This window comes from Streptosporangiales bacterium, from assembly GCA_009379955.1.
In the GTDB taxonomy this organism is placed as follows: Bacteria; Actinomycetota; Actinomycetes; order Streptosporangiales; family WHST01; genus WHST01.
Window position 1 is genome coordinate 55,045 of sequence record WHST01000015.1, and the last position, 22,234, is coordinate 77,278.

Consider the following 22,234-nt stretch of genomic DNA (forward strand, 5'->3'; position numbering starts at 1 on the left):
CCGCTCACACCGCTGCGCTGCCCTGCAGCTGCTCGAGCACCTCGGGTCCGATCATCGTGACGTCGCCTGCGCCGATGGTGAGGACGAGGTCGCCTGGCCGGGCGAGCCCGGCCACCAGCGCGGGGACCGCGGACCAGGACGGCTCGAACCGGACGCGACCGCTCGGCAGGCTGACGGCGTCGGCGACCAGCGCGCCGGTCACGCCGGGCTCGGGGTCCTCGCGCGCGGCGTACACCTCCATCACGACGACCTCGTCGGCGAGCGAGAGCGCCTCGCCGAACCGGTCGGCGAAGAGCCTGGTGCGGCTGTACAGGTGCGGCTGGAAGCACGCCACGATCCGGCCGTCGCCGGCGACGTCGCGCGCCGCGACGAGGTCGGCGGTGATCTCGGTGGGGTGGTGGGCGTAGCTGTCGAAGACGCGCACTCCCCCGGCCGTGCCCTTGGGCTCGAACCGCCGGCGGGTGCCGCTGAACCGGCCGAGACCCTCGCGCAGGTCGGAGAACGAGAAGCCGAGCCCGAGGCCGACGGTCAGGGCCGCGCAGGTGTTGAGGACGTTGTGCAGACCGGGGATCACGATGTCGACGGTGCCGAGCCTGCGCCCTCCGTGCACCACCTCGAACGTGGTGCCGAGCCCGTGGCTCTCGACGTCGACCGCGCGCAGGTCGGCGTCGGCGCCGGTGCCGTAGGTGCGCACGTCGATGCCGCGCTCCCGTGCCGTCGCGGCGAGCGTCGCGGCCCCCGGGTCGTCGGTACACGCGACGAGGAAGCCGTCGGGGTCGATGCGGTCGAGGAACCTGACGAACGCCTCGGCGTACGCCTCCTCGGTGCCGTAGTTGTCGAGGTGGTCGGCCTCGACGTTGGTCACGATCGCGGCGTACGGGGACAGCATGAGGAACGAGCCGTCGCTCTCGTCGACCTCGGCGACGAAGATGTCGCCGCTGCCGTCGTGTGCGTTGGCGCCCGACTCGTTGAGCTCGCCCCCGATCGCGAACGACGGGTCGGCGGCGCAGTGCTGCAGGGCCACGGTCAGCAGCGACGTGGTCGTCGTCTTGCCGTGGGTGCCGGCGACGGCGACCCCGCGCTGCCCGGCCATGACGCTCGCCAGCGCGGCCGCGCGCGGCAGCACCCGCAGGCCCGCCTCGTGTGCGGCGACCGGCTCGGGATGGTCGCGCCTGATCGCGGTCGACACGACGAGGCTGTCGGCATCCGACACGTGCGCGGCGTCGTGACCGACGTGGACGGTCGCACCGATCGCCTGCAGTGCCGACAGGGCGCGCGACTCCTTCGCGTCGCAGCCCGACACCTCGACGCCGCGCGACAGCAGGATGCGGGCGATGCCCGACATCCCGGCGCCGCCGATGCCCATGAAGTGGACCCGCCCGAGCTCGTCGGCGGACACCAGGTCGACCGGCTCGATCAGCGCCATGTCACTGCCCTTCTCCCCTCTCGCGCACCGCGCGCAGCACCATCTCGCGCAGCGCCTCGCCCGCGTCGCGCCGGCCGGCGCCGACCGCCGAGCGCGCCATCGCCGACAGCCGGTCGCCGTCGGCCAGCAGCGGCAGCACCGTCTCGCGGATCCAGGTGGCGTCGAGGTCGCCGTCGTCGACGAGGACTCCGCCACCGGCCTCGACGATCGGTGCGGCGTTGCGCCGCTGCTCGCCGTTGCCGATGGGCAGCGGGACGTACGCCGCCGGCAGGCCTACCGCCGACAGCTCGGCGCACGTCATCATGCCCGCGCGGCACAACGCGAGATCGGCCGCGGCGTAGGCGAGGTCCATGCGGTCGACGAAGTTCACGGTGACGTACGGCGGCGAGCCCTCGGGGAGGTCGATCTCGAGGGTGTTCTTCGGCCCGGTGACATGGAGCACCTGGACGCCCGCCGCGGCGAGGTCGGGGGCCGCGGACCGGACGGCCGCGTTGACCGACCTCGCCCCCTGCGAGCCGCCGAACACCAGCAGGGTCGGCAGGTCGGGCGCGAGCCCGAACAGCTCGCGCGCCTCGGCCCGGCTCGCCGCCCGGTCGAGCCGCAAGATCGTGTCGCGCAGCGGCACACCGGTGACCTGGGCGTGCGGGAGCTTGGTGCCCGGCACGGTAATCGCGACGTACGGCGTGAAGCCCGCCCCCACCCGGTTGGCCAGGCCGGGCAGCGGGTTGGCCTCGTGCACGACGATCGGCACCTTGCGCCGGCGTGCGGCGAGGTAGGCGGGCAGCGCGACGTAGCCGCCGAAGCCGACGAGGACGTCGGCCTGCTTCGCGTCGAGGACGCGCGCGGCGGCACTCACGGCCTTCGCGACCCGCACGGGCAGCGAGACGAGCTGAGGGCTCGGCCGGCGGGGCAGCGGCACCGGCGGGATGAGCTCGAGGTCGTAGCCGCGCTTGGGAACGAGCATCGTCTCGAGCCCGCGTTCGGTGCCGAGTGCGGTGATGCCGACCCCCGGGTCGGCGGCTCGCAGCACGTCGGCCAGGTTGAGCGCCGGCTCGATGTGCCCGGCCGTGCCGCCCCCGGCGATCACTACGTGCATGTCCTGTCTGCCTCCGTGCCTCAACCCCGGTGCCACCGACGAGCCGCTACTTCTTTTTCCGCGCCGCCCGCCCGTAGCCGAGCCAGCCGAACGCCCGCGCGAGTGGACCGGGTCCGCGCCCGGCGAGCGCGCGCTGTGCCCCTGGTTCGCGCCGGGCGAACGACAGCAGCATGCCGAGCGCCACCATCGTCGGTAGCAACGCGGACCCACCGTACGACACGAGCGGCAACGGGATGCCGGTGATGGGCAGGACGCCGATCACCGCCCCGATGTTGACGATCGCCTGCACGAGCAGCCACGCGGTGACGGCACCCGCCGCGAGCCGGATGAACGGGTCGGTGACCCGGCGGGCGATGCGGAAGCCGGCGTACGCGAGCAGCGCGAACAGCGCCAGGACGACGAGGCTGCCGACCAGCCCGAGCTCCTCGCCGATGATGGCGAAGATGAAGTCGGTGTAGCCGTGCGGCAGGTAGCCCCACTTCTCCCTGCTGGCACCGAGGCCGAGGCCGAACAGCCCCCCGCTCGCGATCGCGTAGATGCCCTGGACGGCCTGGTAGCCGGTGTTGCCGGCGTCGGCGAACGGGTCGGCGAAGCTGGTGATCCGCGCCATGCGGTACGGCTCCCTCGCGATGAACACGATGACCAGGCCGATGACCGACGCGAACAGCGCCGCGAACAGCCGGATCGGCGCGCCGACGATCCAGAGCAGGGCGAGCAGGATGGTGAGCAGGACCAGGGTGGTGCCGAGGTCCTTGCCGAGCATCACGAGCAGGACGATCAGGCCGGCGCCGGGGATGAGCGGCACCAGCAGGTGCCGCCACTCGCGCAGCGTGCCGAGCTTCTGCTTGCGGGCGAGCAGGTCGGCGCCCCAGAGCACGAACCCGAGCTTCGCGACCTCCGACGGCTGGATGTGGAACGGGCCGCCGAAGTCGATCCATCGCTGCGCGCCGTTGACCTCGCGGCCGAGACCGGGCACGAGGGTGAGGGCGAGCAGCACGACGGAGGCGACGAGCAGCGGGTACGCGAGCCCGCGCCACAGGCCCACCGGCATCCGCGCGCTCAGCCACAGGGCGACGACGCCCACACCGATCCAGATCGCCTGCCGGGTGAAGTAGTAGTACGACGAGTCGCCCGCGGCGTACGCGTCGACGCTCGACGCCGACAGCACCATGAGCAGGCCGAGCGCGCTGAGCAGCGCGGTGCAGCCGAGCACGAGGTAGTACGAGGCGTGCGGGCGGTCGAACAGCCGTCGCACGAGGGCGAGCCGCGACCTGACGTCGAACCACGGCGTCGAGGCGGCCTCGTCACCGGTCTCCGTGGAGGTCGTCATCTCGTACCGACCCAGCGGCGGGCGGCGGCGGCGAAGGCGTCACCGCGCGCCGGGTAGTTCGGGAACATGTCCCAGGAGGCGCCGGCGGGAGAGAGCAGGACGGTGTCGCCCGGGCGCGCGAACCGGGCCGCCTCGGCAACGACGGCATCCATGACCCCAGTGTCGGTCGAGGAGACCTCCACGACCGGGACATTCGGTGCGTGTCGCACGAGTGCGTCCCGGATCACGGCCCGGTCGCGGCCCAGCAGGACCGCCGCGCGCATCCGCCGGTGGTGCGCGGCGACGACGTCGTCGACCCGGGCGCCCTTGAGTAGGCCGCCGGCGATCCACACCACGTGGTCGTACGCGGACAGCGCCGCGGCGACGGCGTGCGGGTTGGTGGCCTTCGAGTCGTCCACGAACCGCACGCCCGCGCCCTCGGCGACCAGGGTCAGCCGGTGCGCGTCAGGGCGGAACGCCCGCAGGCCGTCGCGCACGGCGGCGGCCGGCACGCCGTACGCGCGGGCGAGCGCGGCGGCGGCGAGCGCGTTGGCCACGTTGTGCGGCGCCGGCGGCGAGACGTCGGCGACGGCGGCGAGCTCCGCCGCGCCGGCGCCCCCCGCGAACGCGCCGTCGACCAGCGCCCCGCCGTCGACGCCGAGCTGCCCTGGGCCTGGCGGGCCGAGCGTGAACGAGATCGCGCCACGACGTCCCGCGGCCAGTCCCGCGCTCTCGGTGTCGTCGGCGTTGTAGACGACGGTCGTGCCCTTGCCCCAGATACGGGCCTTGGCGTCGCGGTACGCCTCGTACGAGCCGTGCCAGTCGAGGTGGTCGGGCGCGACGTTCAGCACCGTCGCGGCCAGCGGGCGCAGGCTCTCCGACCAGTGCAGCTGGAAGCTCGACAGCTCGACGGCGAGCGCCTGGTAGGGCGGGTCGGCGAGCACCGCGTCGACGATCGGCGCGCCGACGTTGCCCGCGGCGGTCGCCCGGACGCCGGCGGCCTCCAGGATCGCGGCGAGCATGCGGACGGCCGTCGTCTTGCCGTTGGTCCCCGTGATCGCCAGCCAGGGAGCGGGGTCGGGCCCGCGCAGCCGCCACGCCAGCTCGACCTCGCCGTAGACCGGCAGTCCGCGGCCGGCGGCCGCCGCGAGCAGCGGCGCCTGCGGCGCCCACCCCGGCGAGGTGACGACCAGCTCCGTGTCGTCCGGCAGCACGACCGCGGCGCCGAGACGGACCGCAACGCCGTCGCCCGCCAGGCCCACGGCGCGGTCGCGCTGGGCGTCGCCGTCGCCGGTGTCGACGACGGTCACCACGGCGCCGAGCCGGCTCAGGACCCGCGCGGCGGCCGTGCCGGACACGCCGATGCCCGTGACGCAGACCCGGCGGCCCGCCCACCGCTCGCGGCGGCGGGCCCTCACGTGAGCCAGCGGCCGTAGAACACGCCGAGTCCGCCGGCGACGCACAGGCCGGTGACGATCCAGAACCGCACCACGATCGTCACCTCGTTCCAGCCGACGAGCTCGAAGTGGTGCTGCAGCGGCGCCATGCGGAACACCCGTCTATGGGTGATCTTGAAGAACCCGACCTGGATGATGACCGACATCGTGATGATGACGAACAGCCCGCCGAGCAGCAGGAGCAGCAGCTCGGTGCGGGTGAGGATGGCCATCGCCGCCATCACGCCGCCGAGTGCCAGCGACCCGGTGTCGCCCATGAAGATGCGGGCGGGCGGCGCGTTCCACCACAGGAAGCCGAAGCATGCGCCGGTGACGGCGGCGGCGACGACCGCGAGGTCGAGCGGATCCCGCACCGTGTAGCAGCTCGGAACCAGCGTGGTGGCACAGCTGTTGCGGAACTGCCAGTTGCCGATGATGACGTATGACGCGAACACCATCACCGACGCGCCGGTCGCCAGCCCGTCGAGGCCGTCGGTGAGGTTCACGCCGTTGGACGCCCCGGCGACCATGAGCAGTGACAGCACGACGAAGACGATCGGCCCGAGGTAGAGCCAGGTCAGGTCGCGGTCGAACGAGAGGTACGCCGAGCCCGGCGTCAGTCCCTGCGAGTTGGGGAAGCGCAGGGCGAGCAGGGCGAACGCGATCGCGAGCACAGCCTGGCCGAGTGTCTTGGCACCGCTGCGCAGGCCGAGACTGCGCTGCTTCCAGATCTTGATGAAGTCGTCGAGGAAGCCGACGAAGCCGAGGCCGGCCATCAGGCCGAGCGCGAGCCCGCCGGAGACGGTCGGCCGGTTCATCGTGACCAGGTGCGCGATGCCGTACCCGAGCAGGGTCGCGATGATGATCACCGCGCCGCCCATGGTGGGCGTACCGCGCTTGGTGTGGTGGCTCGTCGGGCCGTCGTCGCGGATCAGCTGGCCGTATCCGTAGCGACGGAAGACGCTGATGGCGACAGGGGTGCCGAGCAGCGCGATGAACAGGGCTATCGCGCCGGAGAAGAGGACCAACCTCACGGGTTACTGCTCCCTCTCTGCAGTTCCTCGCGCCGCCATCCGGTCCCCCACCCAGCGGAGTCCGGCGTCTCGGGACGACTTGAACAGTACGACGTCTCCGCCCCGAAGCTCGGCATCCAGCAGGTCTTCGGCCGTGTCGCCGTCCGGTACGCGCACGGCACGACCGCTCCAGCCGGACACGCCGGACGCGCCGTCGGCGACCCCACCCGCGCCTGCGCCGACCGCCACGACGAGGTCGACACCGCACTCGGCGGCGTATGCGCCGAGTCGCACGTGCTCGGCGGCGGACGTCTCGCCGAGCTCGAGCATCTCCCCGAGCACCGCGACGGTCCTGCGCCCGCCGGCGAGGTGCACGAGCGTGCGCAGCGCGGCCGCCGCGGACACCGGGTTGGCGTTGTAGGCGTCGTTGACGACCGTCACCCCGTCGGGACGCTCGCGGAGCTCCATCCGGTGCCGGCTCTGTGGCACCGCCTCACCCAGGCCCGCGGCGACCTGCTCGGGCGACATGCCGACCTCGAGTGCGACGGCCGCGGCGGCGAGCGCGTTGGACACCTGGTGCTCGCCGTGCAGCCGCAGCCGTACCGCGGCGGATCCCGCCGGCGTCATCAGCGTGAACGACGGGCGGGCGGCGGCGTCGAGCGTGACCTCGTCGGCGCCGACGTCCGCGCCGGGTGTCGTGCCGAACGTGACCACGCGCGCCTTCGTGCGCTCGGCCATCGCGGCGACGCGCTCGTCGTCCGCGTTGAGCACCGCGACACCGTCGTCCGGCAGTGCCTCGACGAGCTCGCCCTTGGCGGCGGCGATGGCCTCCGGGCTGCCGAACTCGCCCAGGTGGGCGACGCCCACGTTGAGGACGACGCCGATCCGCGGTGTGGCGACCGCGCACAGCTCGGCGATGTGTCCCGCACCCCGCGCGCCCATCTCGAGGACGAGGCACGCGGTGTCGGTGCCGGCGCGGAGCACGGTGAGCGGGAAGCCGATCTCGTTGTTGAACGACTCCGGCGGCGCGACCGTCGGGCCGACCGCGGGCAGCAGTTGGGCGAGGAGGTCCTTGGTGCCGGTCTTGCCCGCGGAGCCCGTCACCCCGATCACGGTGGTGCCGTCGAGCCGCCGCGCGACCGCGTGGGCGAGGCGCGCGAGACCGGCCACGGTGTCGTCGACCACCACTGCGGGCACGCCGACCGGTCGGGTCGCCAGCACGGCCGTCGCACCCGCCGCCACCGCCGCGGCGGCGAAGTCGTGGCCGTCGACGCGTTCGCCCGGCACGGCGACGAACAGTGCGCCGGCGTCCACCTGCCGCGAGTCGACGACGACGGGACCGGTCACCGGGGCGGCGGGGTCGCGCGCGTCGGACAGCGAGCCGGCCACGGCACCGGCGACCTCGGCCAGCGTCATGGCGATCATGACGTGGTGTCCCCCCGGCTCGCGTCGGGGCGTCCGCCGGATGCGTCGTCCATGCGGGCAATGGTGTCGTGCAGCACCTGGCGATCATCGAACGGGTGCACCACTCCGCCGACGTCCTGGCCCTGCTCGTGCCCCTTGCCCGCGACGACGACCACGTCGTCGGCGCCGGCCAGCGACACCGCGGTCACGACGGCCGCGCGGCGGTCGACCTCGACCACCACGTCGGCGCGCTCGGAGACGGGGACGGTGTCGGCGCCCGACCGCATCGCGTCGAGGATCGCGACCGGGTCCTCCGACCGGGGGTTGTCCGAGGTCAGCACGGCGACGTCGGCGAGTCGGGCCGCCGCCGCCCCCATCAGCGGACGCTTCATGCGGTCCCTGTCACCGCCGCAGCCGAGCACCACGATCAGGCGTCCGCGGGTGACGGGGCGCAGCGTGCGCAGCAGGCACTCCACGGCGTCGGGCGTGTGCGCGTAGTCGACGACGGCGAGGAACGCCTGGCCCGCCGACACGCGCTCCATCCGGCCCGGCACGCCGACCGCGGTCTCGAGGCCGGTGAGCGCCTCGGCGTGTGGGACGCCCGCGGTCACCAGCATCGCGACGGCGAGCAGGCCGTTCGCGACGTTGAACGCGCCGGGCAGGCGCACGGTCGCCTCGCCCTTCTCCCCGCCGGGTCCCGTTACGCAGAACGTGCTGCCGTCGGGACGCAGGTCGGCGTCGCGCGCGTGCCAGTCGGCCTCGGTGTCTCCCGTCGCGCACGTGTGCACCGGGATCGTGGCCTCCCCGGCCAGCCTCCGCCCCCACTCGGCGTCGACGCAGACGACGCCGCTGCGGCTCAGCTCGGGGGTGAACAACCGCGCCTTCGTGCGGAAGTAGTCATCGAGGTCGGGATGGAAGTCGAGGTGGTCCTCGCTCAGGTTGGTGAAGCCGGCGACGTCGAAACGCACGCCGCCCACCCGGCCGAGCACGAGCGCGTGGCTCGACACCTCGAGCACGACGGCGGTGACCCCGCGCTCGCGCATGACGGCGAACAGGGCGTGCAGGTCGGTCGCCTCGGGCGTGGTCCTGATGCTGTCGACGCTCTCGTCGCCCACCCGGGTCGCGACCGTGCCGACGAGACCGGTCGTGTGGCCGGCGGCGCGCAGGCCGGCCTCGACGAGGTACGCCGTCGTCGTCTTGCCGTTGGTGCCGGTGATGCCGAGCACCAGCAGGTCGGCGGCGGGATCGCCGTACACCCACGCGGCCGCGCGGCCGAGCTCCGCCCGCGGGTCGGGGACGACGAGCACCGCGACGCCGGCGGTGACCCGCTCCGCCCCGGCCGGGTCGGTCAGGACGCCGACCGCTCCCGCGGCCACGGCCTGGTCGGCGTAGTCGGCGCCGTGCACGTTCGCCCCTGGCAGGGCCGCGTACACGTCGCCGGGCCGTACGGATCGCGAGTCGTGCGTGATGCCCGTGACCGCCGGGTCTCCGGCGGGAGCGGGCACGCCCAACGTCGCCGCGAGGCCGGCCAACGACCGCGGAGCGACGTGGAGTGGACGCGACGCCAGTGCTTGCCGCCTCCGGCGGTCTTGCGACATGGGCACGGCGTGAGATTACCCCGCCGGCCAGGCGCGCCCGAGCCGGTGGTCGCCCTCCCCCACTGGGGACCCCGGCAGGGGCAGGCACCACGACCGGGGACCCCACGGGGTCAGGGGTCGACGCAGAGCAGGGCCCAGGGGCGGTCGCGGAACCGGGTCATGACGAGCGTGGCCCTGCGGGTGCCGGTGAGCTTCAGCCGTCGCCGGAGCACGTCGACGTCGCCGGCGAGGCCGCGGCGGCGGACGTCCACCGCACCGACGTCGAGATCGCGCAGCCGCGACCTGAGCGCCTTCTCGTTCCACGGCGACGAGTCGAGCACGCGCAGCGTGCGCGCGAACGGGGTGTGCACCTCGTGGCCGGTCGCGAGGAACGCGATCCGCTCGTCGATCTTCCACGCCCCGACGCGGCGGGCGAGGTCCTCGACGAGACCCGCGCGGGTGACGGCGGGGTTCGGGTCGAGCAGGTACGGTCCCGGCTCCGCCACCTCGACCGGCGGGCCGGGCTCGGGCTGCAGGCTCCACGCCTCCGGCAGGATCGTCGCGCACCGCCGGCCGGTGGCCAGTGCGGGAGACCAGAGCACGGCCTCCTTCAGGTCGCGGCCGACCGCGACGAACTCCAGCTCCCAGTCCGCGGGCACCCTGTCGTGCGGCAGCGCGGGCGCGGCCTTGACGCCGACCGCCGCCACCCGCTCGGTGAGACGCACGCACCAGCCGAGCGGCGGCTCGCCGTCCACGGCACGGCCGCCCCGCGCGTCGCGCCTGGCCGGGTCGACGAAGACCGCGGAGACGCCCGCGAGATCCGCATCGCGCACGTCCGCCTGCACGGTGGACACGCGCTCGCCGACGCCGTACGCCTCGGCGTTCACTCCCGCCATGAGCAGGTGCACGGGATCGAGGTCGATCCCGACGACGTGCGCGCCGGTGCCGGCGAGCGCGACGAGGTCGCCGCCGATCCCGCAGCACAGGTCGGCGACCGCGGCGACGCCGGCGTACCGCGCGGCGCGGTGCCGCGCGACCACCTCGGACGACGCCTGCTCGAGCCCGGGACGGGTGAGGTACATCCGCTCCGCCCGGGTGAACTTGGCCCGCGCGGCGAGCCGCAGCTCGTGCTGGGCCATGGCGCTCGCCACGAGATCCGCGGGATACCTCTCCCGTAGCCGGGTGCCGACCTGCAGTGCCGACTGCGACGTCGCGGCGGCGAGCTCGTCGAGCAGCGCCCTGCCCTGCGGCGACAGCAGCGCGGTCACGCGGGCGAGCGGGTCCTGCGTCATCGCGCCCTGACCCCTTCGGCCGCCGCTACCTGTCCGCCCAGACCCTGATCTTGGGGCTCTTGGTCCCCGTCGGACGGACCTTCTCGTGCTGCAGCGAGAAGGACATCACGTCGTGGAAGACGGGCGCGGCGACCTCCCCGCCGAAATGCCCCTTCTTGGGGTCCTGCAGCACGACCTGCGCGACGAGTTTCGGGTCGTCGGCGGGAGCCATCCCGACGAACGACGCCGTGTAGCCGCGGTAGCAGCCGCAGTCCGGATTCACCCGCTGGGCGGTGCCGGTCTTGCCCGCGACCCGGAAGCCCGAGATCTGCGCCTTCTGGGCGGTGCCGTGCTGACCCGTCACGCCCTCGAGCATCAGCCGCATCTGCTTCGCCGTCTTCGAGCTGATGACCCGCCTGCGTTCCGGCGCGTCCGCCTTCGTCACCGTGCCGTCGGGCGCCTTGCTGCCGGCGTAGACGCTGGGCTCGACCCGCACACCGTCGTTGGCGATGGTCGCGTACACGCTGGCCATCTGCATCGCGTTCACCGAGATGCCCTGGCCGAACGGGATCGTGTAGCGCTGCGTGCCCGACCACGTGTCGGGTGCGGGCATCAGCCCGCGGCTCTCCCCTGGCAGCCCGATGCCGGTGCGCTCGCCGAAGCCGAAGTCGCGCAGGCTCCGGTAGAGCTGCTCCTTACCGACCTTCTCCGACACCAGGTCGATGCCGATGTTGCTCGACTTGGCGAGGATGCCGGCGAGCGTGAGGTTCCACGTGTCGTGCGGCACGTCGTCGTGGAACGTCTTGTCGTAGCGACGCAGCTCCCCGGGGACCGCCATCTCGGTCGTCGGCTCCATGGTCGTGTGCTCGAGCGCGGCCGCCGCGGTGATGACCTTGTTGGTGCTGCCCGGCTCGTAGACGTCCTGCACGGCGGGGTTGCCGAGTCCGGTGGCGCCGGTGGGTCGCCGCTGCGCCGGATCGAAGCCCGGCGCCGTCGCGAGCGCGAGCACCGCGCCCGTGGCCGGATCCATCACGATGACGCTGCCGCTGTGCGCCTTGGTCTTCTCGACCTGTGCCTCGATGGCACGCTGTGCGTTCCACTGGATCTCGCTGTCGAGCGTCAGCGTGACGTCCTGTCCCGGGACGACGTTCTGCAGGCGTTCGGCGGCCGCGGGGATCACCTGACCGTTGCGGCCGATCTCCACCACCTGCTTGCCGTTCCTGCCGGCCAGCGCCTGGTCCTGCGCGAGCTCGATGCCGCCGAGCCCCTTGCCGCTCGCGCCGACGTAGCCGATGACGCTCGCGCCGAGCGTGCCCGACGGGTACGTGCGCTTCGGGTTGGGGTCGGCGCCGAGCGTCGGGATGCCGACGTCGCGTGCCGCGCGGACCTGCTCGGGGCTGACCTGCTTGGCCAGGTAGACGAAGCGCTTCTTCGACGCCAGCTTCTCCTGCAGCTCCGCCACCGGAACCCCGAGGATCGGCGCCAACCGCTGCGCCGCCTGCTCCTTGGACGGCACGGCCGAGCCGTCCGCCAGCCTGCCCGGTGTCGCCGGGACCTTGGTCGGGTCGACGTAGAGGTCCTCGGCGTCGACCGAGAGCGCGAACGGCACGCCGTACCTGTCGGTGATGCCACCGCGGTCCGCGTACAGGATCTGGGTGCGGATCCGCTGGGTCTGCGCCTGCAGGCTGTACTCCTCGGAGTCGAGCGCCTGGAGTTGGACGAGGCGCCCGGTGAACAGGGTCAGGATGAACACGACGACCAGCAGGCCCGCGTTGATCCGCCGGAGCGGCGATCCGAGCCGCGCCAGCCGGCGACGGCTGCGCAGCACCCGTGCCGCGGGACGCCGCGCCGGTGCCCGCTTCCTCGGCGCCTGCTTCTTCGCGGTCCGCTTCACCGTCCGGCCGCGCCCGGTGGACGAGGCCGCCGGGCGGCGCGGCGTACGGCTCGCGCTCCCCGACCTCGTCTTCTCCCACGGCGCCTCGGTCTCCCACGGCAGGCGCGCACCGAACGAGTCGCGCCGCCCGTCGCGCTCCCTGCGGTCCGCCGGCCGGCGCGGTGGGCGGCGCCCCCCGCGACCGTCGTCGCGTCCAGCCACCCCTTACTTCCTGTCCTTCGGTCCGGTGTCGCCCTTGCCCCGCGCCTTCTCGGCCTTGCCGTGCACCTTGCCCTTCGACACGTCGATGAACGCCGGGTCGCCCGCGGGCACCATGCCCTGGCGTTCGGCCTTCTCGGCGAGGACGCCGGGAGCGGAGTCCGCGGCGACCTGGCGCTCGAGCACGGACCGCTGCTCGGCGAGCAGCGAGGTGCGCTTCTGCAGCTCGTGCAGCCGGTAGGCGTCCTGCGCCAGCCCGACGTTGAGGACGAGCAGCGCCACGAGCCCGCCGCCGAGGAGGGCGACGACGAGCAGGACGAACGGCGCGCGCCCGGTCGCGGCGACGCGCTCCGGCACGAGACGCAGGTCCGGCGCGGCGCGTTCGGTGCGCCGCGTCCTCGCCTCACGGTCGTCCGTCTCCGTGCGGCGCGCCCTGACCGCCAGCTTCTCCGTCATCGCGTGTCACCCCCGTCGCTCATGCGCGCCCGCCTCCTCGCCGTGCTCATGCCGCCCTCACTTCACGGATGCGCTCCGCCGCGCGCAGCCGGGCCGAGGCCGCCCGTGCGTTGCGCGCGACCTCGTCGGCGTCCGGACGTTCCGCGCCGCGGGTCAGCAGCCGCAGCTCCGGTTCGTACTCCGGCGGGACGACCGGCAGGTCCAGCGGCGCGGCACTCGTCGCGCCGGCACGCAGCGCGCGCTTGACCAGCCTGTCCTCCAGCGAGTGGTACGCGAGCACGACGATCCGTCCGCCCACGGCGAGCGACGCGAGCGCGGCCGGCAGCGCGCGCTCGAGCACCTCGAGCTCGCCGTTCACCTCGATCCGCAACGCCTGGAACGTGCGCTTCGCCGGGTGGCCGCCGGGGGCGTACCTGGCGGCGGCGGGTATCGCGTCGCGGACGAGCGTGGCGAGCTGCGCGGTCGAGGTCAACGGCGCCTGCGCCCGCTCCCGCACGACGGCGTCGGCGATGCGTCGCGCGTACCGCTCCTCCCCGTACTCGCGGAGGACGCGCGCGAGATCCCGCGCCGTGTAGGTGTTGACCACGTCCGCGGCGGTGACGGGCGCCGTCTGGTCCATCCGCATGTCGAGCGGAGCGTCGTAGGAGTACGCGAACCCGCGGTCGCGTTCGTCGAGCTGGATCGACGACACCCCGAGGTCGAACAGCACGCCCTGCACGGCGGTGAGACCGAGCTCGGCGAGCACGGCGGGCAGGTGGTCGTAGACGGCGTGGACGAGGGTGAGGCGCTCGGCGTGCTCCACGAGCCGGGCCCTCGAACGGTCGAGGGCGCGGTCGTCCCTGTCGACCCCGACGACGCGCAGCGCCGGGTGGGCGCGCAGCAGCAGGTCCGTGTGACCGCCGAGACCGAGCGTCGCGTCGACGAGCACCGCGCCCGGGGTCGCGAGCGCCGGCGCGAGGAGCGCGACCACCCGTTGCGGGAGCACGGGCACGTGGCCGTGCGGCTCGTGGGTGTCCCTCATCAGAGCACGATTCCCAGGACGATCGCGACAGGCAGGACGAGGAGCGCGGTGAAGCTGACCACCAGTCCGAGCAGGACCGCGCTGCTCGCGACGTCCGCCGCGAGCGACAGCAGCCGCACCCGGTCCCTCTCGTCGGCACGTTCGACCTGTTCGGTCGCCACGAACTTCATCTCGACCCCCTCGAGCACCTGCCACCGCCACCGTTCGCGCGGTGAGGACCCCATCCGCTCGCCGAACCCGTCGCCGCCTGGCACCGGGGAAGTGATGCCAGGTGGCGTTGGTCTGCGGGAGAGCCGACTGCCTGCCGCCGGGGAAGTGCGCCAGGTCGCCGGGCTCTGCCGGGCTCGGGAGCGGGTAGGGACCGCGCCACGCGATCAGCCCACTCAGATCAGTCCGGGGAACACCTCCTCCGACTGCTCCGCGAACGCCTGCTCCTTGTCGTCGAGGTACGACTGCCACGCGTCCGCGTCCCAGATCTCCAGCCGGTTGTTGGCGCCGACGACGACGCACTCCTTGTCGAGACCCGCGTACTCGCGGAGCTGCCCTGGCACGGTCACCCGGCCCTGCTTGTCCGGCACCTCGTCGGAGGCGCCGGCGAAGAACATGCGAAGGAAGTCGCGGGACGCCTTGTGGGTGACGGGTGCCTCGCGGAGCTGCTCGGTCAGGGTGGCGAACTCGGCCACGGGCCACACGTAGAGGCAGCGTTCCTGTCCCCGGGTGATCACCAGGCCCCCCGCCAGGTCGTCGCGGTACTTCGCCGGCAGGAACAGCCGGCCCTTGTCGTCGAGCTTCGGGCGGTGCGTGCCGAGGAAGAGCGCCACCCGGCACCTCCCCCACGGACGATCCGACCCTTAGCCTCCCGATTGCACCACTGTACGCCACTTTCCCCCACGGTCAACCAGGAATGCCCATGTGGCCCCCACCACTCCCCGCGTTTGCCCAGGTCACACCGGTGGAGCGCCGGTGGAGGAGAAGGGAGCGTCCCTGGCCGCCGGCCCGCGGGTGCACGATCACGCGCACGACCAGGGAGACTGCTGGGGAGAGTCGAGCTCTCGATCGGTGTCGGGCCGTCCTCACCGTGCGTGTCGGAGACAGCGGGATGCGGCGGAGAACACCGGGCGTACCGGGCCGCGCTGGCGCAGTACGGACAATCGTCCGAGAATCGACACGTGCGGGTCGGGTCACTCCGGTTCTCCCGCTGGAAGCCTGACCGGTCGTCGAACCGGTCGTAGCCGAGGAGGTCGGGTGACCCTGTCCGAGCGCGACGTCTCGAGTGACGGCGCCGTTCACGAGCTGGAACGGATCGTCGAGACCACGTCGAGGGTCCGCGCGGCGATCGAGAGCGTCATCGAAGGCAAGCCGGAGGCGGTCACGGTCGCCCTCACGGTCCTGCTCGCCGAAGGGCACCTCCTCATCGAGGACGTCCCAGGCGTCGGCAAGACCATGCTCGCCAAGGCGCTCGCCAGGTCGGTCGACTGCTCCGTGCGCCGCATCCAGTTCACGCCGGACCTGCTGCCGAGCGACATCACCGGCGTGAGCGTCTACAACCAGGAGCGGCACGAGTTCGAGTTCAAGCCGGGCGCGGTGTTCGCCAACATCGTCGTCGGCGACGAGATCAACCGCGCGTCGCCCAAGACCCAGTCGGCCCTGCTCGAGAGCATGGAGGAGAAGCAGGTCACCGTCGACGGCATCACCTACGAGCTGGGCACGCCGTTCCTCGTCGTCGCGACGCAGAACCCGATCGAGATGGAGGGCACCTACCCGCTGCCCGAGGCCCAGCGCGACAGGTTCATGGCGCGCATCTCGATGGGCTACCCGGCGCCGCAGTCGGAGCTGGAGATGCTCGACCTGCACGGCCGCACGTCGCCGCTCGCCGACCTCGAGCCCGTCGCCAATGCCCAGCAGATCGCCTCGCTGATCACGGCCGTCCGCGAGATCCACGCGTCGGAGAGCGTGAAGCGCTACACCATCGACCTCGTCACCGCCACGCGGAAGGCACCGGACCTCCGCCTCGGCGCCTCCCCGCGCTCGGCCCTGCACCTGCTGCGCGCCGCGCGGGCCTACGCGGCGTTGAACGGGCGCACGTACGTGGTGCCCGACGACATCCAGGCGCTCGCCGAGCCCGTCCTCGCCCACCGGGTGCTGCCGACCGCGGAGGCGCAGATCGCGCGCCGCACGCCGAGCCAGGTGATCAACGAGTGCCTGCAGCGCGTGCCCGTGCCCGAAGCCGGCGGCCGGCGCCGGGCCGGTCGATGAACGCATGCGCCAGTTGCTGAGCGCACTCACGCTGCGGGGGCGCAGCTTCCTCGCCGCCGGCATCGCGGCGGCGTTGTGCAGCCTCCTCCTCGGCGAACGCATCCTGCTGCGCATCGGGCTGCTGCTGGTCGTCCTTCCCCTCGCGGCCGTGATCGTGGTCGCGCGCACCCGCTACCGCCTCACCGCGCGCCGGGTGCTCGAGTCACCGCGGGTTCCCGCGGGACACGAGGCCCACGTGGCGCTGCGCGTCGACAACGTGTCGCGGCTGCCCACCGGTCTGCTCCTGGTCGAGGAGTCCGTCCCGTACCAGCTGGGCAGCGCCCCCCGCTTCGTCCTCGACCGGGTGGAGCCCCACGGTGTCCGCGAGATCGGCTACACCCTCCGCTCCGACATCCGCGGGCGGTTCGACATCGGCCCGCTGTCCGTCCGCCTCGCCGACCCGTTCGGTCTCGTGGAGCTGACCCGGTCGTTCGCGCAGATCGACAAGCTCACCGTCACTCCCCTGATCCACCCGCTGCCCGAGGTGCGGCTGTCCGGCGACTGGACCGGCGGCGGCGACAGCCACGCCCGCACCATCGCGGCGGCCGGTGACGACGACGTGGCCACCCGCGAGTACCGGCGCGGCGACGACCTGCGGCGCGTGCACTGGAAGACCACGGCCAAGCGCGGCGAGCTGATGGTGCGCCGCGAGGAGCAGCACTGGCAGAGCCGGTGCACGATCTTCCTCGACTCCCGCCACCGGGCGTACCACGGTGACGGGCCGGGCTCGGCGTTCGAGTTCGCGGTGAGCGCCGCCGCGTCGATCGGCATCGCCCTGGCACGGCAGGGCTTCGGGCTCCGCCTCGTCACCGACGCCGGCGCCTCGTTCGGCGGTTACGGCGGCCTGGCCGACGTGAGCGGCGGCCCACTCGAGGGCATGCTGCTCGAGGAGCTCGCGGTCATCAAGTCGTCCCGCCGGCTGCACCTGACCGACGGCATCACGGCGGCGAGCCTGTCCGGTGGCGAGGGCCTCCTGGTGGCGGTGCTCGGCGCGCTCGACGACTCCGCCACGGACGACATCGCCCGGATGCGTCAGGGCCGAGGCACCGGGGTCGCCCTGCTCGTCGACTCGGCGTCGTGGACGACGAGCAGGCGCACGCCGGCCGACCTCGAGCACGAGGCGGCGGTCATCCGCCGGCTGCGTACCGCGGGGTGGCGGGTCGTGCCGGTCAGCCACGGCACGCCGCTCGCCCGGGTCTGGCCGCTGGCCGGCGGCGGGTACGCGGCGGAGGCGGTCGCGGAACCGTCGACGGGGGCGCGGACATGACGAACGCGCGCACGCGCCTCACGCTCTTCGCCGGGCTCGCCACGTACCTGTCGACGTTCGCGCTGTGGTCGCTGTTCGAGACCAGGATCTGGCCCTACGTCGCCCTGGTGATCGTGGCGCTGATGGCCGCGACAGGGTGGGCCACGCGCCGGGTCCGCGTGCCCGGCGTGCTCACGCCGCTGGTCTACGCAGCGGTGCTGCTGGTCGCCCTCACCTTCCTCTACGCAAGGGACACGGCGCTGTTCGGCCTGGTCCCCACACCCACGTCGTTCGAGGCGCTGGGTGATCTCCTGATCAACGCGTTCCTCGACGTGCGCCGCTACGCGACGCCGGCGCCGGAGACCCACGGGCTGATGCTGCTCACGATCGGCGGCATCGGGCTGGTGGCCGCGGTCGTCGACCTGGTCGCCGTCCGGCTCCGCCGTCCCGGCGCGGCGGGCCTGCCGATGCTCGCGCTCTACAGCGTCTCGGCCGGCGTGCTCCTCGACGGCCCCGGCTGGCTGCCGTTCCTGCTCGGCGCCGTCGGCTTCCTCGCGCTGCTGCTCGCCGACAACCGCGACAACCTCGAGCGGTGGGGACGTCCGGTGTTCGTGCGCCGCCCCTGGGATCGGCGCACGAAGACCCCCACCGGACAGACCGCCGACACCGGGGCGATCGCCAGCCTCGGCCGGCGGATCGGGTTCGCGGCGGTCCTCATCGCGGTGCTCGCGCCGATGCTCGTCCCGATGACCGACAGGTCGTTCGCGGGCGGTGACGGCGCGGGCAGCACCTGGTTGCGACGCTTCGGGGCGCCGACCCTCCAGGCGCCCGACCCCGTCGTCTCGATGCGGCGTGACCTGCTACGGCAGTCGGACGAGGTGATGTTCCGCTACACCTCGACGAGCAGGCGACCCGAGTACCTGCGCACCGTCGCGCTCACCGACTTCGACGGCGAGAACTGGCGGCCCGGCCGGCTGCGTGGCTTCGACGAGTACTCCATCCGGCCCGACTACATCCTCAACCCGCCGGCCGGCACCGACCAGAGCGTGATGACGTCGGTCCGCACCGACGTCCAGATGTCGCAGCGCGTCGAGCTCACCTTCCTGCCCGCGCCCTACATGCCGGCGCAGATGCGGGTCGACGGCAACTGGTACTACGACCCCGGCACGCTCACGATCTTCTCGCCCCGTGGGTCGCCGCGTGGCCTTCGCTACACGGTCAGCAGCGAGGTGTCGAAGCCACGGCCCACGCAGCTCGACGTCGCGACCAACCCGAGCGTGCTCGTCCGGTCGAACCTCGACCTGCCCCGCGACCTCCCCAGGGAGGTCCGCGAGACCGCGCGCGACGTCACGCGCGGGAAGGACACCCGCTACAAGCAGGCGCTGGCCCTGCAGGAGTGGTTCACCGACAACGGCGGCTTCACGTACTCGACCGAGCCGGGCGGCAGCGGCGACGACGCACTCCTCGCCTTCCTCCGCGACCGCCGCGGCTACTGCGAGCAGTACGCCTCGGCGATGGCGGTGATGGCCCGCGCCCTCGGCATCCCGTCCCGGGTCGCGATCGGGTACACCCAGGGCACCCGCGAGGGCGACGAGTGGGTGGTCCGCGGCCGCGACGCGCACGCCTGGCCCGAGCTGTGGTTCGAGGGCGTCGGCTGGATCCGCTTCGAGCCCACGCCGTCGGGCTTCACCGGCCAGGGGACGGCGGAGGTGCCCGGCTACAGCGAGCCGGACGCCCTCGACCGGCCGAACGAGCAGAACACCGAGGAGACGACCGACGACCCGACGTCCACCGCCGACGACTCGTCGGCCGCCGCAGCGTCGCGCCGGCAGCGGGAGGAGCTGGAGAGCGGCGCACCGGTAAGCGGCGGCGAGAACCCGGGGATCAGCACACCGGTCAGGCTCGGCCTGCTCGCGGCCGTCATCCTCGCGGCCCTCGTCGTGCTCACCCCGGCGATGGGGCGTCGGCTGGTGCGCAGGCGACGCTGGGCGCGCGCACGCGACCCCGCCGAGGTCGCCCATGCCGCCTGGGCCGAGCTCCGCGACGACGCGGCGGACCTCGGTCTCCCGTTCCGCGGGAGCGAGAGTCCGCGCGCCGCGGGTGCACGGCTCGCGGCCCGGTTGGACAAGGGATCGCGGGCCGCCGCGGCGGTCGAGCGCGTCGCGCTCGCGGAGGAACGGGCGCGCTACGCGCCGGAACCGGACACGCCGGACGGCCTGCGCTCCGACGTCACCAGGGCGCGTTCCGCACTGGCGCACGACCTCGACCGCAGGTCGAGGGTGCGGGCGTTCCTGCTGCCCCGCTCGGTCACCCAGGCGATCAGGTCGACGACGCGCGATCTCGGCGCCCGCGGCCCCGAGCCCGACGCGCCGGCACGCGGCAGCGCGTGACTAGTACCAGGGGCGGTCGCGGCGACGGAGCCAGCGGGCCTCGATCCGGTCCATGAACCCCGAGCCGTCGCGAGGGCGGCGGGCCTTGGCCTGCTTGCCCTTGCGGTTGCGCTGTCGTTTCGGCTCGTGCAGCGACACGACGTTCGGGTCCGCGGTGTCGGGGACCGTCGACTCACCACGCTCGCCCTGCTGCATGTGCATGATGCTGGAGACCGCCCAGGCCATCGACAAGAACATCAACGCGAATCCCGCGATGCTGAGTGCCACGGCGTTGGCCACGCCCGCGAGGAGCAGGGCGACACCGAGGACGAACCCGATCACCGCGAGGACGATGCGACGCTTGTACCGAGACCTGGGCGTGATGTTGCGGATCGAGCTGACGAACTTTGGATCCTCGGCAGCAAGATACCGCTCGATCTGCTCAAGCTCGCGTTGCTCGTGCTCTGAAAGCGGCACTTCGCGCCTCCTGCCAGGGCCGAACCCCCACACCGACTACCGGCCGGTACCCAGCATACGAACGTGTCGCGCGACGCGGAAGGCGCATCCCCCGGTGTGGCGCAATTTCCTTCGTCGACCACACCGTCCGGGCCACACCGCCTGACGCACCGAGCCCACCTCCGGTGACACGAGGATAACGTCTCGCGCCCGCGAATGGTGCCGGACGCTCAGACGTGCGCGTCCGGACGCAGTGCGAGGACGTGCAGCTGGGTGGCGAGCGCCCGCAGCTCGGGGTGCTCGGCCGCGGCGCGTTCGAGGTCGAGCAAGGCCTCGGCCGCACCGGGCTCGCCGTCGGCCACGCCGCCGGGCACGAGATCGGCGAACACCGGGACGCCGTGGGCGTCGCCGGGCGCGAACCCCGCCTCGGTGAGCAACCGTGTCAGCTCGCCGAGCGCGAACCGGTGCGGCACCGGGTCGCCGGGACCCCAGCGGCCGTCGGGGTCTCCGAGCGCATGCCTCGCCTCGCCGAACCGTCCACCGAGCGCGCGGTGGACGATCGCCGCCGTGCGGTTGGCCGCCAGCACGCTGACCGCTCCCCCGGGCCGGAGCGCCGCGTGCACCGTGCGCAACACCTCGGCCGGGACGTCGACGTACTCGAGAACGCTGTGACACAGCACGAGATCGACCGCCCCGGCGCCGACGACGGACTCGAGGTCGCCGGCGTCACCCTGGACCGCGCGCACCCGCACGCCGTGCTCGGCGGCCCTGCGCTCCAGGGTCGCGAGCGCGTCGGGGCTCTCGTCGACGACCGTCACCTCGTGACCGAGGCCGGCCAACGGGACCGCGAAGCCGCCGGTGCCGCCACCGAGGTCGACGATCGCGAGGGCACCGCCCCGACCGCTCGCCGAGCGGCTCTCGATGGTCCGGATGAGCGCGCCCCAGACGACCGCGGTGCGCGGCGACCCCCGGTCGGTGCGACGCGACGGTGTCACTCGAGCCACGGCGTCCCTCTCCCGTCCGGATGCCTCCGCCGGCATCCGGACACACCGTAACGGCAGGGGTGGCGGCGTCTAGCTCGCGGTGGGGAGGACGGCCTGATGGCCGAGGTCGATGAGCTCCTCGACCTCGCCGAGGAACTCGTCGACCAGCTCGCAGAAGGCATCGACGTCGCGATGGGACAGCGGGAACGGCAGCCCCGCGTCGGCGGTGGCGCGCATGCCGGCGCTCTGGGCGAACACCGCCGACCACTCCTCCAGCTCGGGGGCGACCTCGGCGAGCTCGGTCCATGCGGTGCCGGCGCGCCGCCCCGACGGGCGGCCGCGGACGGCGAGCACCGCGGCGGCGCTGCGCAGCGCCGCCAGGTGCGCCCCGGAGTAACGCAGCGCCGGCGAGGTGCCCGGCTCGGGAGCGACGGCCTCGGCCAGCGCGCGGCGCGCCTGACCGACGTAGGCGGGTGCGGAGAAGCCGAGCCGGCGGGCGCGAGCCCTGCCACCGGCGCGGCGGCGCCGCTCCTGGGTTGTCATGAGCCGTTCTCCAGAGCGAGCATCGCAGCGGTCCGTAGCGCACTCCGTGCCTCTGTGCACACTGAGCGAGGAGCGGAGCGGCGGAGGACGGCGGGGAGCACGGTCACTAGGGCACCATCCTTGTTGTGGGCACCGGTACGGTGCTCGCTGTTGGGACTCGGCGGGAGCCGGGGTGACGGCCTTGCTCGGTCGCTCGTTGAGGGCCTGCATGACACTGCCGCCCCTGGCTCTGCCGAGGCCG

Annotated in this window: 19 protein-coding genes; 3 read left to right on the forward strand and 16 right to left on the reverse strand. The window is 73.4% G+C overall.

Annotated features, from left to right (window positions below; translation table 11 throughout):
- Positions 1-4: 4 nt before the first annotated feature.
- The 13 genes from GEV10_06985 to mraZ all read right to left on the reverse strand — a co-directional run bounded on the left by GEV10_06985 (position 5) and on the right by mraZ (position 14,922).
- Positions 5-1,426, reverse strand: a complete 1,422-nt coding sequence (locus tag GEV10_06985; protein ID MQA78208.1) for a UDP-N-acetylmuramate--L-alanine ligase — start codon at positions 1,424-1,426, stop codon at positions 5-7.
- A 1-nt stretch (position 1,427) separates the two neighbouring features.
- The gene (locus GEV10_06990) at positions 1,428-2,522 is read right to left on the reverse strand and encodes a UDP-N-acetylglucosamine--N-acetylmuramyl-(pentapeptide) pyrophosphoryl-undecaprenol N-acetylglucosamine transferase (GenBank protein ID MQA78209.1); all 1,095 of its coding nucleotides are present in this window, start codon (positions 2,520-2,522) and stop codon (positions 1,428-1,430) included.
- Between the two features lie 46 nt (positions 2,523-2,568).
- Positions 2,569-3,852: a putative lipid II flippase FtsW gene (ftsW, locus tag GEV10_06995; protein MQA78210.1), complete on the reverse strand. Its 1,284-nt coding sequence runs from the start codon at positions 3,850-3,852 to the stop codon at positions 2,569-2,571.
- Positions 3,849-5,249: a UDP-N-acetylmuramoyl-L-alanine--D-glutamate ligase gene (locus GEV10_07000; GenBank protein MQA78211.1), complete on the reverse strand. Its 1,401-nt coding sequence runs from the start codon at positions 5,247-5,249 to the stop codon at positions 3,849-3,851. The genes ftsW and GEV10_07000 overlap by 4 nt, the downstream gene beginning before the upstream one ends.
- Entirely contained in the window at positions 5,246-6,301 is a 1,056-nt protein-coding gene (locus tag GEV10_07005; GenBank protein ID MQA78212.1) for a phospho-N-acetylmuramoyl-pentapeptide-transferase, read from the reverse strand. The genes GEV10_07000 and GEV10_07005 overlap by 4 nt, the downstream gene beginning before the upstream one ends.
- A 3-nt stretch (positions 6,302-6,304) precedes the next feature.
- Positions 6,305-7,705 (reverse strand): UDP-N-acetylmuramoyl-tripeptide--D-alanyl-D-alanine ligase, encoded by a 1,401-nt coding sequence (murF, locus tag GEV10_07010; GenBank protein ID MQA78213.1) that lies wholly within the window; start codon positions 7,703-7,705, stop codon positions 6,305-6,307.
- Positions 7,702-9,282: a UDP-N-acetylmuramoyl-L-alanyl-D-glutamate--2,6-diaminopimelate ligase gene (locus tag GEV10_07015; GenBank protein ID MQA78214.1), complete on the reverse strand. Its 1,581-nt coding sequence runs from the start codon at positions 9,280-9,282 to the stop codon at positions 7,702-7,704. The genes murF and GEV10_07015 overlap by 4 nt, the downstream gene beginning before the upstream one ends.
- 110 nt (positions 9,283-9,392) lie before the next feature.
- Positions 9,393-10,553 carry a methyltransferase domain-containing protein gene (locus tag GEV10_07020; GenBank protein ID MQA78215.1) on the reverse strand — a complete coding sequence of 387 codons (1,161 nt, stop codon included), beginning with the start codon at positions 10,551-10,553 and terminating at the stop codon, positions 9,393-9,395.
- A gap of 25 nt (positions 10,554-10,578) precedes the next feature.
- Positions 10,579-12,627, reverse strand: coding sequence for a peptidoglycan glycosyltransferase (locus GEV10_07025; GenBank protein MQA78216.1), 2,049 nt, complete (start codon positions 12,625-12,627; stop codon positions 10,579-10,581).
- A 3-nt stretch (positions 12,628-12,630) separates the two neighbouring features.
- Complete coding sequence (locus GEV10_07030) at positions 12,631-13,080, reverse strand: hypothetical protein (protein MQA78217.1); 450 nt, start codon at positions 13,078-13,080, stop codon at positions 12,631-12,633.
- Positions 13,081-13,126: 46 nt separating this feature from the next.
- On the reverse strand, positions 13,127-14,101 hold the full coding sequence (rsmH, locus tag GEV10_07035) for a 16S rRNA (cytosine(1402)-N(4))-methyltransferase RsmH (GenBank protein ID MQA78218.1): 975 nt from the start codon (positions 14,099-14,101) through the stop codon (positions 13,127-13,129).
- Positions 14,101-14,355: a hypothetical protein gene (locus GEV10_07040; protein MQA78219.1), complete on the reverse strand. Its 255-nt coding sequence runs from the start codon at positions 14,353-14,355 to the stop codon at positions 14,101-14,103. Before GEV10_07040 ends, rsmH begins: the two co-directional genes overlap by 1 nt.
- A gap of 129 nt (positions 14,356-14,484) precedes the next feature.
- Positions 14,485-14,922 (reverse strand): division/cell wall cluster transcriptional repressor MraZ, encoded by a 438-nt coding sequence (gene mraZ / locus GEV10_07045; protein MQA78220.1) that lies wholly within the window; start codon positions 14,920-14,922, stop codon positions 14,485-14,487.
- A gap of 472 nt (positions 14,923-15,394) precedes the next feature.
- Between mraZ and GEV10_07050 the strand changes: the two genes are divergently transcribed.
- From GEV10_07050 to GEV10_07060, 3 genes are read left to right on the forward strand one after another with little or no spacing between them, the layout of a single operon-like run.
- Positions 15,395-16,357, forward strand: coding sequence for an AAA domain-containing protein (locus GEV10_07050; protein MQA78221.1), 963 nt, complete (start codon positions 15,395-15,397; stop codon positions 16,355-16,357).
- A gap of 4 nt (positions 16,358-16,361) precedes the next feature.
- A complete protein-coding gene (locus GEV10_07055) occupies positions 16,362-17,663 on the forward strand; it encodes a DUF58 domain-containing protein (GenBank protein ID MQA78222.1) in 1,302 nt (433 codons plus the stop codon).
- Complete coding sequence (locus GEV10_07060; protein ID MQA78223.1) at positions 17,660-20,032, forward strand: hypothetical protein; 2,373 nt, start codon at positions 17,660-17,662, stop codon at positions 20,030-20,032. The genes GEV10_07055 and GEV10_07060 overlap by 4 nt, the downstream gene beginning before the upstream one ends.
- Here GEV10_07060 and GEV10_07065 read toward each other — a convergent pair whose 3' ends face one another.
- The 3 genes from GEV10_07065 to GEV10_07075 all read right to left on the reverse strand — a co-directional run bounded on the left by GEV10_07065 (position 20,033) and on the right by GEV10_07075 (position 21,993).
- Positions 20,033-20,488, reverse strand: coding sequence for a DUF3040 domain-containing protein (locus GEV10_07065; protein MQA78224.1), 456 nt, complete (start codon positions 20,486-20,488; stop codon positions 20,033-20,035).
- A gap of 209 nt (positions 20,489-20,697) precedes the next feature.
- The gene (locus tag GEV10_07070) at positions 20,698-21,507 is read right to left on the reverse strand and encodes a methyltransferase domain-containing protein (GenBank protein MQA78225.1); all 810 of its coding nucleotides are present in this window, start codon (positions 21,505-21,507) and stop codon (positions 20,698-20,700) included.
- Between the two features lie 33 nt (positions 21,508-21,540).
- Complete coding sequence (locus GEV10_07075) at positions 21,541-21,993, reverse strand: chromosome segregation protein SMC (protein MQA78226.1); 453 nt, start codon at positions 21,991-21,993, stop codon at positions 21,541-21,543.
- Positions 21,994-22,234: the final 241 nt, after the last annotated feature.